The sequence below is a fragment of the Streptomyces sp. NPDC005962 genome (assembly GCF_040629205.1).
In the GTDB taxonomy this organism is placed as follows: Bacteria; Actinomycetota; Actinomycetes; order Streptomycetales; family Streptomycetaceae; genus Streptomyces.
Genome location: NZ_JBEXVE010000011.1, coordinates 195651 through 210033, shown reverse-complemented (window position 1 = coordinate 210033; position 14383 = coordinate 195651). Strand labels below are relative to the sequence as shown.

The following is a 14383-nucleotide window of genomic DNA, read 5'->3' as shown; positions in this document are numbered from 1 at the left end:
CCCGGCGAACCATACGATGCGCCAATGACGTTTCGGCTGACGCTGGTCGCCGCCGGGTCGACTTCCTCACGGCTCGGGGAGCGCTTCGGCGACGACCGGCCGCTGGACCCGGCGGGCCGTCGTGCCGCCGAGCGTGCCGCGCCCGTCCTGTTGCCGCTGGCCGCGGCCGAGCTGCGCTACTGCTCGCCGTCGCCGCGCAGCCGGGAGACCGGTCTCGCGCTCGGCTTCACCCCGCTCGTCCAACTCGCCCTGCGCGACTGGGATATGGGCCGCTGGAGCGGCCGCACCCTCGCCGATGTGATGGCGCGCGAGTCCCGCGCGGTCGACGTATGGCTCGCCGACCCCCGCTCGGCGCCGCACGGTGGCGAATCGCTGCTGGCGTTCATCACCCGGGTCGGCGGCTGGCTGGACACCCGGCCCGTCGAGGAACACGCCAAGATGCTCGCGGTGGCCGACCCCGGGGTGATACGCGCCGCCCTGATGTACGCCATCAAGGCACCGCCGCACTGCTACTGGAACGTCGACGTGATCCCGCTGTCGACCGTCACCCTCACCGGCGGTGCCGGACAGTGGCGGCTGTGGATAGACGGCACGGACGGCACGGGTGGTGCGACTGGCGAGGGGGCGCGCTGAGCGGGCGGCGTTCACCTGGATGATCATCTCCGGTCGCGGTGGACCGCGCGTCCCGCAAGGCTGACGCCAGAGCCACCACGACCCGATAGGACCCCCTCATCATGCGCCGCTTCCCCCGCTTCGACCGCCACTTCGGCCGCGCCGCCGCGCTCGCCCTCGCCCTCGTCTGCGCCGCCCCGGTGGCGGCCGCCGCCGACCCCGTGCCGGGCGGCGGTCACCCGCTGTACCCCGGCGGGCGGGAGCAGGTCTTCGACCTGGTCGCGCGGCAGACCCAGAGCAGCTTCGTCGACGTGGGCACGCCCGGGCCCAGCCAGGGGGACGCGTTCATCATCAGCGGGGATCTTCTCCAGGGCGCTGCCACGGTGGGTACGTTCGGTGAGGTGTGCACGCTGACCCGCGTCGGGCCCGCCGTCGACTCCTTCGACCAGCAGTGCGTGGTCACGTTCGTCCTCCCCGACGGCGACATCACCATCCAGGGGCTGATCTCCATCACCGCCGCCGGGCCCGGCGACATCAACCTGGCGATCACCGGCGGCACCGGCCGCTATCGGACGGCGCACGGCTTCGTCCACGCCGTCAACGCCAGCGCGCCGGACACCAACGTCACCGTGCACCTCATCCGCTGACCCCGGTCGGGCCGTTGCCCCCCGGTCAGGCCGCGCCGTGGAAGCGGCGGTGCAGCGTACGGACCTCCTCGGCGAGTGCGGGATACGGGCCCGCCACCACCGCGCCGGGCACCACCTCCCGGATCGGCAGAGTCCGCACCGGCGGCGCGGGCACGCCGAGTTCGGCGAGCCAGTCCGACAGCTGCTCCGAGGAGCTGGCGTACACGATGCGGCCGAGCCCGACCCAGCCGTGCGCGGCCGCGCACATCGGGCAGTGCTCGCCCGAGGTGTAGACGGTGGCCGCGGCCCGCTCCGCGGGGGTCAGCCGCGCCGCCGCCCAGCGCGCCAGCGCGAACTCCGGGTGGCGGGTGTGGTCGCCGCCCGCCACCCGGTTGTGGTCCTCGGCGAGGACGGTCCCGTCCTCGCCGACGAGCACCGAGCCGAAGGGTTCGTCGCCCGTCTCCAGGGCCTCGGTCGCCAGCTCCACACAGCGGCGCAGATGCCGCAGGTCGTCGTCCGCCACGACGCCTCCCCCGGTGGTGATCCCCTTTGTCGAGGCCCGCATGCTAATCCGTCAGGTCAGCTCCTCGGCCAGCAGGTCCGTCAGCAGGCTGCGGAGTCGTCCCCATCCCCGGCCCGCGTCTCAGGCCCGCGCGGCGCGCTCCCGCAGCAGGCGGCGCTCGGGGGCGTTGCGGGTGAGGGAGGCGGCGCGCTCGAACTCCGCGCGGGCCTCCGCCCGCCGCCCCAGGCGCTCCAGCAGATCACCGCGGACGCTCGGCAGCAGGTGGTAGTCGCGCAGCGCGGGGTCCGCCACCAGGGCGTCGACCAGTTCCAGCCCGGCCGCGGGGCCCTCCGCCATCGAGACGGCGACTGCCCGGTTCAGCTCGACCACCGGGGACGGGGTGAGGGCGGCCAGCCGGTCGTAGAGGGTGGCGATGGTCGTCCAGTCCGTGTCCTCGTAGCGGACCGCTCGCGCATGGCACGCGGCGATCGCGGCCTGGAGGGCGTACGGGCCGTGGCCCGCGTGGTGCAGCGCCTCGATGCCACGGCGGATGAGCAGCCGGTTCCACCTGGCCCGGTTCTGGTCGGCGAGCAGCACCGGCGCGCCGTCCGGGCCGGTGCGGGCCGGGATGCGGGAGGCCTGGATCTCCAGGAGCGCGGCCAGCCCGTGCACCTCGGGCTCCTTGGGCATGAGCCCCGCCAGCACCCGGGCCAGCCGCAGCGCGTCCTCGCACAGGGCCGGGCGGACCAGATCGTCCCCGGCCGTCGCGGAGTAGCCCTCATTGAAGATCAGGTAGATGACCTCCAGGACCGACGAGAGCCGGGCGGCCCGGTCCTCGCCGTACGGCACCTCGAACGGCACCCGGGCCTTGGCCAGCGACCGCTTCGCCCGCACGATCCGCTGGGCGACGGCCGCCTCCGAGGCCAGGAAGGCGCGGGCGATCTCCTCCGTGGTCAGCCCGCCCAGCAGCCGCAGGGTGAGGGCGATGCGGGCCTGCGGCGACAGCACCGGATGGCAGGCGGTGAAGATCAGCCGCAGCAGGTCGTCGTCGATGGCGTCGGGGTCGTCGAGGTCCGCGATGTCCTCCGGACCCGGCGCCGGTACGTCCTCCAGCGCCCGCCCGACCTCGGCCAGCTTGCGCGCGTACGTCTCCTTGCGGCGTACGAGGTCGATCGCCCGGTGCTTGGCGGTGGCCATGAGCCAGGCTCCCGGCTTGTCCGGGACGCCCGACTCCGGCCACTGCTCCAGCGCGGCGATCAGGGCATCCTGCGCGAGTTCCTCGGCGATGCCGACGTCCCGCACGATGCGGGTGACACCGGCGATGATGCGCGCGGATTCGATCCTGAAGACCGCTTCGACCGTCGCGGTCGCGTGTGCTGCCGTCACGGCCACCCATCAGAGCAGCCGCCCGGTGGTGCGGCAAGCGGAACCGGATCAGCCCTCGTCGAGCTCGCGGACCTCGGCGGTGATGGTCCAGTGGTCCTCGTGGGTCTCCAGGAACCGCTTGGTCCACTCCAGCGCCTCGGCCTTGTCCTTGGCCTGGATGAGCGAGTAGCCGCCGATGACCTCCTTGCTCTCGGTGAACGGCCCGTCGGTGTAGCCGATCTTGCCGCCGGACCAGGTGACCCGGGTGCCCTCGGAGGTGGGCTTGAGCCCGGCCGTGTCGAGCATGACGCCCGCCTTGGTGATCTCCTCCAGCAGGGCGCCCATGCGCTCCATCAGCTCGGGGCTGGGGCCCTCGGCGGGGGCGTTCTTCTCGTCGATGCGGATCAGGGTCAGAAAGCGCGGCATGGTGACTCCTCGGTCGCCGGGGCGGGGGCTTTTCCCCGCCTCTCACCGTTGACGTCGAACGGGAGACGCCCGGATCGACAGCTCCCCGGAAAATCTTCCCGGAAAAATCTTCGCGGAATTCTTCGGGGAGCACGAACGGGGCAGCCCATGTGCACCGGGCCCGCGGGTGGTCTCACCCCAGTGCGGGGCGTCGGCGCGCCCTCGCGTGGGTTCCCGCCACGAGGGCGAGCACGAACAGCGTGAGCCCCAGGAAGATCACGGGATTCACCCAGCCCGGCACCAGCTCGGTTCCCACCCCGTCCGACGTGACGCACCGCGCGCTGACCGGCAGCGTTCCCCGCGTCACGATGTGATCGCCCTGTGCGCCCCGCGCCGTACACAACTGATCCGGGTCGAGCAGATAGAACCCCCTCGTCACCCCCCACGCGTACGCCCCGAACGCCGCCGATCCACCCATGACCGCGGCCAGCGCGCACGTCGTGACGCCCGGCAGGCGCCACCCGCTGCCCGGCAGCAGCAGACAGGCCCGCAGGACGAGCCCCACGGCGGCGATCACGAACACGAAGGGCGCCAGGAGCGGCGCGAAGACCAGGGCCAGGAAGAGAAGTTCTGCCATGCCTGCCAGGACATGGCGAGACCAAGGCCGGTTCCTCCCAGCCGGCCCCGTTGTCGGTGCTCTGTGTCATTATGCGGACGCGTCCCAGGGGAGGGTCGCGGGCTGCTGAATGCCAGGGGGTTGGGGATGGGTGTGGGTACGGGGCCGGACGGATCGTCGAGATCCGACGAGGAGTGGGAGCGGTTTCTGCGCGAGTCGGTGGCGGGTGCCGCCGACGCGCCCAAGGAGCCGTCGGCGCGGGCCCGCGACGTGGCGAAGCGGCTGCGCGCGGAGCCCGGCGGTCCGGAGGGCTGGCGCGGCTACTCGCCCGCGCGGCCCAAGCGGCGCACGGGCTGGTACGTGGCCGGGCTGCTGGCCTCGCTGGTGCTGCTGGTGGTGGCGCTCGCGCCGGGGTGGATAGTGGACCTGTTCGCGGGGGACGACCCCGGCTCCCCGCCGCTGGCGGCGGAGACCGGCCGCCCGGCCCAGGCACCCCCGGCGGAGGCGGCTCAACGCCCCACCGTGGACGAGCCGTTCCGCGGTTCGCCCGCGGCGAGCTGGGCGAGTGGAGCGGCGGGGATCACCGTGCCGAAGGCCGGGGCGGTCGGCTGGATGAGCGCGGCCGAGGTCAGGCGGGCCCTTGCCCGCAGCCGGGACTTCCTCGTCGCGTCCGGCCTGGACCGCGGGGTGCTGCGGGGCGAGCGCCCCGAGAAGGCGATAGCGCTGATCAACCCGCACCAGAAGGACGTCCAGGACCTTCTGAAGACCGCATTCCGAACCCCGGGCGAGAAGAGCGACCCGCTTCTCCTCTTCAGCCGCTTCCGGCCCTCCCGTACCCACCTGGTCGGCGACGTCGTGAAGACCCGGGGCCGCCTCACCTACCGGGAGGGCGAGCGCGGCGCGCTCCAGGTGACCGCCGACGTCACCTTCGTCTACCCGGTCACCCGCGCGAACGAGGGCGCGGACGCGGGCGGCGACGACGACGAGATCGTGCGCACGATCGTCCGGCGCGAGCTGGTCCTGAGCTGGGACGACCCTGCCAAGGTGATCACCGAGCCGGGCACGTTCTCGATCGTCTCCTACAAGTACGACATGACCAACGGCGGCTGCGGAGCCCCCACGGGCTACTTCACCCCGCCCTTCGGCACGGACCGCCGGGCGGACGAGGCCGGTACGGAGGTCGACCCGTACGACCGCAGCGGGCCGGTCGGGCGGGGCGAGTCCTCGGGGGACGAGTGCAGGAGGGCGACGCGGTCCTGACGCGGCCCTGACGCGGTCCCAGTGGGCGTTCCGCGCGCGAATCCTTTGCATAAAGCTGCCGTCGATCGTATAGTCATGCCATCCGTGAGGGAGGATGGCAATGGCGATACGCGCAGCGGTGGCGGGAGCGAGCGGATACGCGGGCGGTGAGGTGCTGCGGCTGTTGCTCGCGCACCCCGAGGTCGAGATCGGCGCGTTGACCGGCAACACCAACGCCGGACAGCCGCTCGCGGCCCTTCAGCCGCACCTCCTCCCGCTGGCCGACCGGGTGCTGGCGCCGACCGAGTCCGAGGCGCTGGCCGGGCATGACGTGGTGTTCCTCGCGCTGCCGCACGGGCAGTCCGCCGCCGTCGCCGAGCAGCTCGGCGACCAGGTGCTGGTGATCGACTGCGGTGCGGACTTCCGGCTGGAGGACGCGGCCGACTGGGAGAAGTTCTACGGTTCGCCGCACGCCGGGACCTGGCCGTACGGCCTCCCCGAGCTGCCGGGGGCCCGTAGCGCACTCAAGGGCTCCCGGCGCGTCGCCGTTCCCGGCTGCTACCCCACCGCCGTCTCGCTCGCGCTGTTCCCGGCGTACGCGGCGGGGCTGGTCGGGCCCGACGCCGTGATCGTCGCCGCGACCGGGACCTCGGGCGCGGGCAAGTCGCCCAAGCCGCATCTGCTGGGCAGCGAGGTCATGGGCTCCATGAGCCCGTATGGCGTGGGCGGCGGCCACCGGCACACCCCGGAGATGATCCAGAACCTGTCGGCCGCGGCGGGTGAGCGGGTCTCGGTCTCCTTCACCCCGACCCTCGCCCCGATGTCCCGCGGCATCCTGGCCACCTGCAGCGCCCCGGCGAAGCCCGGCGTGACGGCGGGGACGCTGCGGGCCGCGTACGAGAAGGCGCTGGGCGACGAACCGTTTGTCCACCTGCTGCCGGAGGGCCAGTGGCCTTCCACCGCCGCCGTCTACGGATCGAACGCCGCCCTGCTCCAGGTCGCCCTCGACGAGGCGGCCGGCCGGGTCATCGTGATCAGCGCGATCGACAACCTCACCAAGGGCACCGCGGGCGGCGCGGTCCAGAGCATGAACATCGCCCTCGGTCTCCCCGAGGAGCTGGGACTTTCCACGATCGGAGTCGCTCCATGAGTGTGACGGCAGCCAAGGGCTTCACCGCCTCCGGCGTCGCGGCGGGAATCAAGGCGAACGGGAACCCCGATCTCGCTCTCGTCGTCAACAACGGACCACGACTGGCCGCCGCGGGCGTCTTCACCTCCAACCGCGTCAAGGCCGCCCCGGTGCTCTGGTCCGAGCAGGTGCTCAAGGGCGGCCAGGTCTCCGCCGTCGTCCTCAACTCCGGCGGTGCCAACGCCTGCACCGGCCCGCTCGGCTTCCAGGACACCCACGCGACCGCCGAGAAGGCCGCCGACGTCCTCGGGCACAGCGCGGGCGAGATCGCCATCGCCTCCACCGGGCTCATCGGCCTCCGGCTGCCCATGGACCCCCTGCTGTCCGGCATCGAGACGGCCGCCGCCGCGCTCGGCGAGCACGGCGGCGAGAAGGCCGCCATCGCCATCAAGACCACCGACACCGTGCACAAGTCGGCCGTCGCCCAGGGCCCGGACGGGGCGTGGACCGTCGGCGGCATGGCCAAGGGCGCGGGCATGCTGGCCCCCGGCCTGGCCACCATGCTCGTCGTCCTCACCACCGACGCCCACGTCGAAGCCCCCGCGCTGGACGCCGCGCTGCGCGAGGCCACCCGCACCACCTTCGACCGCATCGACTCCGACGGCTGCATGTCGACCAACGACACCGTGCTGCTGCTGGCCTCCGGCGCCTCCGGGACCGCCCCCGCCGCGGACGACTTCGCCGAGGCCGTCCGCATCGTCTGCGCCGATCTCGCGCGGCAGCTGATCGGGGACGCCGAGGGCGCGTCCAAGGACATCCGCATCGAGGTCGTCGGCGCGGCCACCGAGGACGACGCGGTGGAGGTGGGCCGTTCCATCGCCCGCAACAACCTCCTCAAGTGCGCCATCCACGGCGAGGACGCCAACTGGGGCCGGGTGCTGTCCGCGATCGGCACCACCTCCGCCGCCTTCGACCCCGACCAGCTCAACGTCGCCATCAACGACGTATGGGTCTGCAAGAACGGTTCGGTCGGCGAGGACCGCGAGCTGGTCGACATGCGCTACCGCGAGGTCCGGATCACCGCGGACCTGGCCGCGGGCGGCGAATCCGCCGTCATCTGGGCCAACGACCTGACCGCCGACTACGTCCACGAGAACAGCGCGTACTCGTCATGAGCGAGCCGAATTCGTCCCAGAAGACGGACCAGTCCCAGAAGCCGGACCGGTCCCAGAAGGCGGACCAGCCGACCGCCCGCAAGCACACCGCCCAGCCGAAGGCCCGCATCCTCATCGAGGCGCTGCCCTGGCTGACCCGCCACCACGGCAAGACCGTCGTCATCAAGTTCGGCGGCAACGCCATGGTGGACGAGGAGCTGAAGGCCGCCTTCGCCCAGGACGTCGTCTTCCTCCGGCACGCCGGGCTGCGCCCGGTCGTCGTCCACGGCGGCGGCCCGCAGATCAGCGCCCAGCTCGACCGGCACGGCCTGGTCAGCGAGTTCAAGGCGGGCCTGCGGGTCACCACCGACGACGCGATGGACGTCGTACGGATGGTGCTGGCCGGGCAGGTGCAGCGCGAGCTGGTCGGGCTGCTCAACCAGCACGGTCCGCTCGCCGTCGGCATGACCGGCGAGGACGCCCATCTGATGTCCGCCACCAAGCACTTCGCCGAGATCGACGGCGAACAGGTGGACATCGGCCGGGTCGGCCGGATCACCGACATCGACACCGGCGCCATCAAGGCGCTCCTGGACGACGGGCGCATCCCCGTCGTCTCGTCCATCGCGCGCAGCTCGGACGACGGCCACGTCTACAACGTCAACGCCGACACGGCGGCGGCCGCGCTCGCCGCCGCGCTGAACGCCGAGACGCTGATGGTCCTCACCGACGTCGAGGGCCTGTACGCGGACTGGCCGAACAGCGACGAGGTGATCAGCCAGCTCGGCGCGAGCGAGCTGGAGAAGCTGCTGCCGGAGCTGGCCAGCGGCATGGTGCCCAAGATGCAGGGCTGTCTGCACGCCGTACGCAACGGCGTGCAGACAGCGCGCGTCATCGACGGGCGGGTGCAGCACTCGATCCTGCTGGAGATCTTCACGGACGAGGGCATCGGCACGATGGTCGTGCCGGACGCGGAACACGAGGGGGCGGACCAGTGAGCAACGCGGAGCTGAAGCGGCGCTGGCAGGGCGCGATGATGGACAACTACGGCACCCCGCGCGTCCCGCTCACCCACGGCGAGGGCGCCACGGTGTGGGACGCGGACGGCAAGGAGTACCTCGACTTCGTCAGCGGAATCGCCGTCAACTCCCTCGGCCACGCCCACCCCGCCGTCGTACGGGCCGTATCCGACCAGGTCGCCACGCTCGGCCATGTCTCGAACCTGTTCGTCGCCGAGCCCCCGGTGGCGCTCGCGGAGCGGCTGCTCCAGCTCTTCGGCCGGGCCGGGCGGGTCTACTTCTCCAACTCCGGCGCGGAGGCGGTCGAGGGCGCCTTCAAGATCGGACGGCGGACCGGCCGCACCCATATGGTCGCCACCCACGGCGGCTTCCACGGCCGCACCATGGGTTCCCTGGCCCTCACCGGCCAGCCCGCCAAGCAGGAACCTTTCCGTCCGCTGCCGGGTGACGTCACCCATGTGCCGTACGGCGACGTCGAGGCGCTGCGCGCGGCCGTCACCACCGACACCGCGCTGCTCATCCTGGAGCCGATCCAGGGCGAGAACGGCGTCATCGTCCCCCCGGCGGGCTATCTGGCCGCCGCCCGCGAGATCACCCGGGCCACCGGCACCCTGCTGGTCCTCGACGAGGTACAGACTGGAATCGGCCGTACCGGACACTGGTTCGAGCACCAGGCGCAGGGCGTCGAACCCGACGTCGTCACCCTCGCCAAGGGTCTCGGCGGCGGTCTGCCCATCGGCGCCACCGTCGCCTTCGGCCCCGCCGCCGACCTGCTGACCCCAGGTCAGCACGGGTCCACCTTCGGCGGGAACCCGGTCTCGTGCGCCGCCGCCGTCGCCGTCCTCGACACGATCGAGGCCGACGGCATCCTCGACCGCGTCAAGCGGGCGGGGGAGCGGCTGCGTGACGGAATCGAATCGCTCGACCACGCGCTGATCGGCCACGTCCGTGGCGCGGGCCTGCTGCTCGGTATCGTGCTCACAGAGTCCCTCGCGCCGCAGGTGCAGCAGGCGGCTCAGGACGCGGGACTCCTGGTGAACGCGACCGGGCCGGACGTGGTCCGGCTCGCGCCCCCGCTCGTCGTCGAGGATGACGCGGTGGACACCTTGCTCCGGGAGCTCCCCGGCGTACTGACCGCCGTCCTGAACGCCGCACATGAGGGCCAAGGGGAACGATGATCCGGAGACTGACGAGACGATGACCGAGGCGCAGCACACCGACGCGAACGCGGACGCGAACGGGGAGGCGAACCACGCCGACGCGAACCACAACGGACCGTCCGTGCCGCAGACCCGCACCGCCCGCCACCGCCGGATCGTGGACATCCTGAACCGGCAGCCGGTCCGCTCCCAGAGCCAGCTCGCGAAGCTCCTCGCCGACGACGGACTCTCCGTCACCCAGGCGACGCTCTCCCGCGACCTCGACGAACTGGGCGCGGTCAAGATCCGCAACACCGGCGGCGAGCTGATCTACGCCGTCCCCAGCGAGGGCGGCGACCGCACCCCGCGCGCCCCCCTCGGCGAGTCGGCCAGCGAGGCGCGGATGGGGCGTCTGGCAGCCGAACTCCTCATCTCGGCGGAGGCCTCCGCCAACCTCGTCGTCCTCCGCACCCCACCCGGCGCGGCCCAGTTCCTCGCCTCGGCCATCGACTCCGCCGAACTCCACGTCATCCTCGGCTCCATCGCGGGCGACGACACGGTGCTCCTCATCAGCCGAGACCCAGCAGGCGGCCAGGCCCTGGCCGACCACCTCCTCCGCCTGGCCCAAAAGGCCCGCTAACGCTTCGCCCCCGGTCCCGGGGGCGGCCCCCTCGGCGTTTCGCCGCCAGGCGCGCCTCGCTGACCGGGGCCCCTTGGCGGTTTCGTTGCAAGGCGCGCCCCGGTGGTCAGGGCGCCGCCCTGGGGTTTCGTCGCCGGGTGCGCGCTGGTGGCCGGGGGCGGCGTCCGGCGGTGCCCCTGCGGGCTTCGTTGCCGGGTGCGGCCCGGTGGCCGGGTTGTGCCCACCCGTTCCGCCCTGCGGAACGATTGCCCACAACCGGGGCCATCCAGCCCCACGCCCGGTCAGGGTCGGAGCCCCAACCCAGCCTTTGGGGCGTGCGAGCAGCCGGGTCCAACCCTCAGCCCCCCGGTGCTTGGGGAAGCGGGGCCCGGGACGGAGACGGCCGAACTCCAGCCCCTCCGGCGTCTGAGGAGCGGGGGTGCAGGGGGCGGAGCCCCCGCAGCGGGGCCGGGGCGGGCGTGCCCTAACCCCAGCCCCTCCGGCGATTGAGGAGCGGGGGCCGGGGGCTTGCCCCCGGTTTCGGGGAGGGGCGGGGTGGGGGATTAGGCCTCGGCCCGGTTGCGGTCGCGGTGGGCCATCCATGCCGCCACAACCGCCCCCGACACGTTGTGCCACACCGAGAAGACGGCCGCAGGCAAAGCGGCGAGGGGGCTGAAGTGGGCGGCCGCAAGAGAGGCGGCGAGGCCGGAGTTCTGCATGCCGACCTCGAACGCCATCGCCCGGCTCGCGGGCGCACCCAGCCGGGCGACCTTCCCCGCCGCGTACCCCAGCGCCAGCCCCAGCCCGTTGTGCAGGACGACGGCCAGCAGCACCAGCCCCGCCGCCGACCGGATCGCCTCCGCGCTGCCCGCGACGACGACCGCGACGATCACCCCGATCGTCACGGCGGACAGCCACGGCAGCACCCCCAGCAGCCGCGTGATCAGGCGCCCGGCCAGCAGCCGTACGACCAGTCCGCCCACCACCGGCAGCAGCACCGTCTTGAGGATGTCGGTCACCATCGACGCCGCGTCCACCGGCAGGAATTCCCCGGCGAGCAGCAGCGTCAGCGGCGGGGTGACCAGCGGGGCGAGCACGGTGGAGACGGTGGCGACCGAGACGGACAGCGCCACATCACCGCGCGCCAGATACGTCACGACGTTCGACGCCGTCCCGCTCGGCGCGCAGCCGACCAGGATGACACCGGCCGCCAACTGCGGTGACAGCCCCAGCCCCTGAGCGATCAGCCACCCCAGACCGGGCATGATCACATAGTGCGCGACCAGCCCGAGCGCCACCGCCCAGGGCCGCTTGAGCACGCCGGTGAAGTCCTGCGGGGTCATGGTCAGCCCCATACAGAACATGACCGTACCGAGCAGGTAGGGCACGTTCGGCGCCCAGCCGCTGAAGGTGCCGGGCGTGCTCATGCCCGCCACCCCGGCGGCGAGGACGAGCAGCGGGAAGACGGTGACGGCCAGCCGGGCCGCCCGGTCGGCGGGCCCGGGGCCGGACTCCGATGACGACGGGGAGTCCGTTGCGGGGCTCTTGGGTTCGGATCGCACCGCGTGATCGAACGCCGAGAACGGTCCGCTCCGCAAGGCCGTCTCGTTATGTGGTCACTACAAGGAAGCCGTCACGAGGAAAGCCGTCACAACGACAGCGGCGGCACCGGAAGCGGCAACCCCGGCAACCCGTCCAGACTGCTGGCGACGTGTTCCTTCCGCTCGCAGTAAGCGGTCAGCTTCTCCTCGTCGTCCTCGCGCCGGAACCGCTGGGCGTGCAGCGAGCGGTCCTCGCGGTAGTCCATGAAGGGCACCGCGTACCCACACGTGTCCCGGATCAGATCGGCCGTCACCACAATCACGGCCCGCAGCCCGTGCGTGTGCACGTCGACGGTGGGAAAGTGCGTGACCAGCCCGGCGAAGCGCGAGTCGTCGCGGAACACCGGTTCACCCCGCCCATGCACCCGCACGATGTTCGGCGGCCCGTCAAAGGCACACCACATCAGCGTGATGCGGCCGTTTTCGCGCAGATGGGCGATGGTCTCCGCGTTGCTCCCGGAGAAGTCCAGGTAGGCAACGGTCAGTTCGTCGAGCACCGCGAACGAACCGGCCACCCCTTTGGGGGAGAGGTTCACGGTGCCGTCCCCGGCCAGCGGGGCGGTGGCGGTGAAGAAGATCTTCTGCTGTTCGATGAATGTGCGAAGTCTGCCGTCGATACGTTCGTACACCTTGCCCATGTGGCGCATTATCCGCCGAGGTGCACGCCACAGGGATGTTTCGATGGAGACATGGCAGATAAAAGCGGTCGGCGGGCCCACCCCGGAATCCGGGTCCGCCGCGTGTACGAGGCGCCGGAGCCGGACGACGGCACCCGCGTCCTGGTGGACCGGATCTGGCCGCGTGGCCTGGCGAAGGCCGACGCCCGTCTGGACGAGTGGGCCAAGGCCGCAGCTCCCTCCACCGAGCTACGGCGCTGGTACGGGCATGAGCCGGAGCGGTTCGCGGAGTTCGCCCGGCGGTACCGCGCCGAGCTGGCCGAACCGGAGCGCCGCGAGGCCGTGGACCATCTGCGCGCGCTGGCCGGACAGGGCACGCTCACGCTGCTCACGGCCGTGAAGGACGTGAGCCACGGCCACGCGGGCCTCCTGGCCGACGCGGTACGCGGCCACCGCTGACCCCACAGCTCAGACACGCACAGCTCACGAGACGCACAGCTCAGCCGAGTAACGCGTGAAACCGCTCGTCTGCCACGTCGTCCCCTCCGCCGTCACCACGAACGCCTCCGCGCCCGGCTGCCGCTGCAGCCACGGGCGGGCGCGCTCGGCGCCCATCGCGCAGGCCGCCGTCGCCCAGGCGTCCGCCTCCGTCAGGCTCGTGCCGACCACCGTCACGGAGGCGAGGCCGTCCGCCGGAGGGCGGCCGGTGTGGGGGTCCAGGATGTGGCAGCCGCGCTCCGCCGGGCCCGAGGTGGCCACGGCCAGCTCGCCGTGCGCCTCCACCACCGCGAGCAGCTCACCGCGCCGCAGCGGATCGGCGATGCCCACCCGCCACGGGCCGCCGTGCACCTGCACGTCGCCGCCGCCGTTGACGCACACCGAACCGGCGCCCGCCGAGGCCAGCATCCGGGCGGCGCGTTCGACCGCCCACCCCTTGACCAGGCCTGTCGGGTCGGGCCGCCCCCCGGCGTAGAGCGCGGTGAACCAGCCGTCGCTGCGGTACGAGAACTCCTCGCACAGCTCCAGCACGTCCCGCACCTCCGGCTCGCACCGCGACAGGGTCAGCTCATTGCGCCCGAGACGGCTGATCTGGCTGTCGTGACGGTACGTGGAGAACAGCTCGTCCACCCGGTGCAGCCCCACCACGGCCCCGTCCAGCGCGGCCAGCACCCGGGGCCGGTCGGCGTCGTGGACCTCGCGCAGGTCGAAGGAGAAGACGGTGCCCATGACGTGTTCGACATGGCGCAGCGGCTCCGGCTCGTCGTAGGTCGGCAGCTCGTCGTAGGACGTCATTGGGTACCCGCCTTGTCGAGAGCGCTCTGGAGGGACTTGGAATAGCCCTCGCTGGTGTACGTGGCACCGGAGACGGTGTCGACCTTCGCGGCGGACACCGCCTGCTGGTTGAGCTGGGGGATGGAGTCCTTGGCGATCTGTTCGCTGCGGGGTCCGGAGTTCGGCGTCTTGACGGCTTGCGCGGCGGTGACCTTCCCGCCGCTCATGGTGACGCTGACCTGCACCGGCCCGTACTGCGTGTCGACGACGTCACCGGTGAGGGTCTGCCCCCCGCCCGCGCCCTGGGGCGCGGTGGCCGCGACGGGCGGCGCCTGTCCGGCCGGCGGTCCGGCGACGTTCTGGCCGCCACCGGCGGGCTGCTTCAGCGCGAGCAGCGCCACGACACCGGCCACGGTGGCGGCGGTGCCCAGCAGAATTCGGCGCAGCGGATTCTTCCTCTTCATGGCT

General features: G+C 72.4%; 17 protein-coding genes. 9 read left to right on the top strand and 8 right to left on the bottom strand.

Going from position 1 to position 14383, the window contains the following annotated elements:
- Window positions 1-24: 24 nt before the first annotated feature.
- Both ABZ370_RS20570 and ABZ370_RS20565 read left to right on the top strand, forming a co-directional pair.
- Complete coding sequence (locus ABZ370_RS20570; protein WP_358622679.1) at window positions 25-633, top strand: histidine phosphatase family protein; 609 nt, start codon at window positions 25-27, stop codon at window positions 631-633.
- A gap of 101 nt (window positions 634-734) precedes the next feature.
- Window positions 735-1259, top strand: a complete 525-nt coding sequence (locus tag ABZ370_RS20565; protein WP_358622676.1) for a hypothetical protein — start codon at window positions 735-737, stop codon at window positions 1257-1259.
- Window positions 1260-1284: 25 nt separating this feature from the next.
- Here ABZ370_RS20565 and ABZ370_RS20560 read toward each other — a convergent pair whose 3' ends face one another.
- The 4 genes from ABZ370_RS20560 to ABZ370_RS20545 form a co-directional block, all read right to left on the bottom strand.
- A complete protein-coding gene (locus tag ABZ370_RS20560; protein WP_358622674.1) occupies window positions 1285-1803 on the bottom strand; it encodes a nucleoside deaminase in 519 nt (172 codons plus the stop codon).
- A gap of 78 nt (window positions 1804-1881) precedes the next feature.
- A complete protein-coding gene (locus tag ABZ370_RS20555; RefSeq protein WP_358622671.1) occupies window positions 1882-3126 on the bottom strand; it encodes a sigma-70 family RNA polymerase sigma factor in 1245 nt (414 codons plus the stop codon).
- A 48-nt stretch (window positions 3127-3174) separates the two neighbouring features.
- Complete coding sequence (locus ABZ370_RS20550; RefSeq protein WP_358622668.1) at window positions 3175-3531, bottom strand: YciI family protein; 357 nt, start codon at window positions 3529-3531, stop codon at window positions 3175-3177.
- A 172-nt stretch (window positions 3532-3703) separates the two neighbouring features.
- Window positions 3704-4147, bottom strand: coding sequence for a hypothetical protein (locus ABZ370_RS20545; protein WP_358622666.1), 444 nt, complete (start codon window positions 4145-4147; stop codon window positions 3704-3706).
- A gap of 126 nt (window positions 4148-4273) precedes the next feature.
- Here ABZ370_RS20545 and ABZ370_RS20540 point away from each other — a divergent pair, with 126 nt between their 5' ends.
- The 6 genes from ABZ370_RS20540 (at window position 4274) to ABZ370_RS20515 (ending at window position 10446) form a co-directional block, all read left to right on the top strand.
- Window positions 4274-5386, top strand: coding sequence for a hypothetical protein (locus ABZ370_RS20540; protein ID WP_358622664.1), 1113 nt, complete (start codon window positions 4274-4276; stop codon window positions 5384-5386).
- Between the two features lie 100 nt (window positions 5387-5486).
- Window positions 5487-6515: an N-acetyl-gamma-glutamyl-phosphate reductase gene (gene argC, locus ABZ370_RS20535; protein WP_358622662.1), complete on the top strand. Its 1029-nt coding sequence runs from the start codon at window positions 5487-5489 to the stop codon at window positions 6513-6515.
- Entirely contained in the window at window positions 6512-7669 is a 1158-nt protein-coding gene (gene argJ, locus ABZ370_RS20530; protein ID WP_358622659.1) for a bifunctional glutamate N-acetyltransferase/amino-acid acetyltransferase ArgJ, read from the top strand. Before argC ends, argJ begins: the two co-directional genes overlap by 4 nt.
- Window positions 7666-8646, top strand: a complete 981-nt coding sequence (argB, locus tag ABZ370_RS20525; protein ID WP_358622656.1) for an acetylglutamate kinase — start codon at window positions 7666-7668, stop codon at window positions 8644-8646. The genes argJ and argB overlap by 4 nt, the downstream gene beginning before the upstream one ends.
- The gene (locus ABZ370_RS20520; RefSeq protein ID WP_358622654.1) at window positions 8643-9845 is read left to right on the top strand and encodes an acetylornithine transaminase; all 1203 of its coding nucleotides are present in this window, start codon (window positions 8643-8645) and stop codon (window positions 9843-9845) included. The genes argB and ABZ370_RS20520 overlap by 4 nt, the downstream gene beginning before the upstream one ends.
- A gap of 19 nt (window positions 9846-9864) precedes the next feature.
- Window positions 9865-10446: an arginine repressor gene (locus ABZ370_RS20515; protein WP_358622651.1), complete on the top strand. Its 582-nt coding sequence runs from the start codon at window positions 9865-9867 to the stop codon at window positions 10444-10446.
- Between the two features lie 542 nt (window positions 10447-10988).
- Here the strand turns inward: ABZ370_RS20515 and ABZ370_RS20510 are convergent.
- On the bottom strand, window positions 10989-11987 hold the full coding sequence (locus tag ABZ370_RS20510; RefSeq protein ID WP_358622648.1) for a bile acid:sodium symporter family protein: 999 nt from the start codon (window positions 11985-11987) through the stop codon (window positions 10989-10991).
- Between the two features lie 86 nt (window positions 11988-12073).
- Window positions 12074-12664 carry a pyridoxamine 5'-phosphate oxidase family protein gene (locus ABZ370_RS20505; protein WP_358622646.1) on the bottom strand — a complete coding sequence of 197 codons (591 nt, stop codon included), beginning with the start codon at window positions 12662-12664 and terminating at the stop codon, window positions 12074-12076.
- Between the two features lie 51 nt (window positions 12665-12715).
- Here ABZ370_RS20505 and ABZ370_RS20500 point away from each other — a divergent pair, with 51 nt between their 5' ends.
- Window positions 12716-13102, top strand: a complete 387-nt coding sequence (locus ABZ370_RS20500; RefSeq protein ID WP_358622644.1) for a DUF488 family protein — start codon at window positions 12716-12718, stop codon at window positions 13100-13102.
- 24 nt (window positions 13103-13126) lie between these two features.
- Here the strand turns inward: ABZ370_RS20500 and ABZ370_RS20495 are convergent, their stop codons facing one another.
- A complete protein-coding gene (locus ABZ370_RS20495) occupies window positions 13127-13870 on the bottom strand; it encodes an FAD:protein FMN transferase (protein WP_358622862.1) in 744 nt (247 codons plus the stop codon).
- 62 nt (window positions 13871-13932) lie between these two features.
- Window positions 13933-14379 (bottom strand): FMN-binding protein, encoded by a 447-nt coding sequence (locus ABZ370_RS20490; protein ID WP_358622641.1) that lies wholly within the window; start codon window positions 14377-14379, stop codon window positions 13933-13935.
- Window positions 14380-14383: the final 4 nt, after the last annotated feature.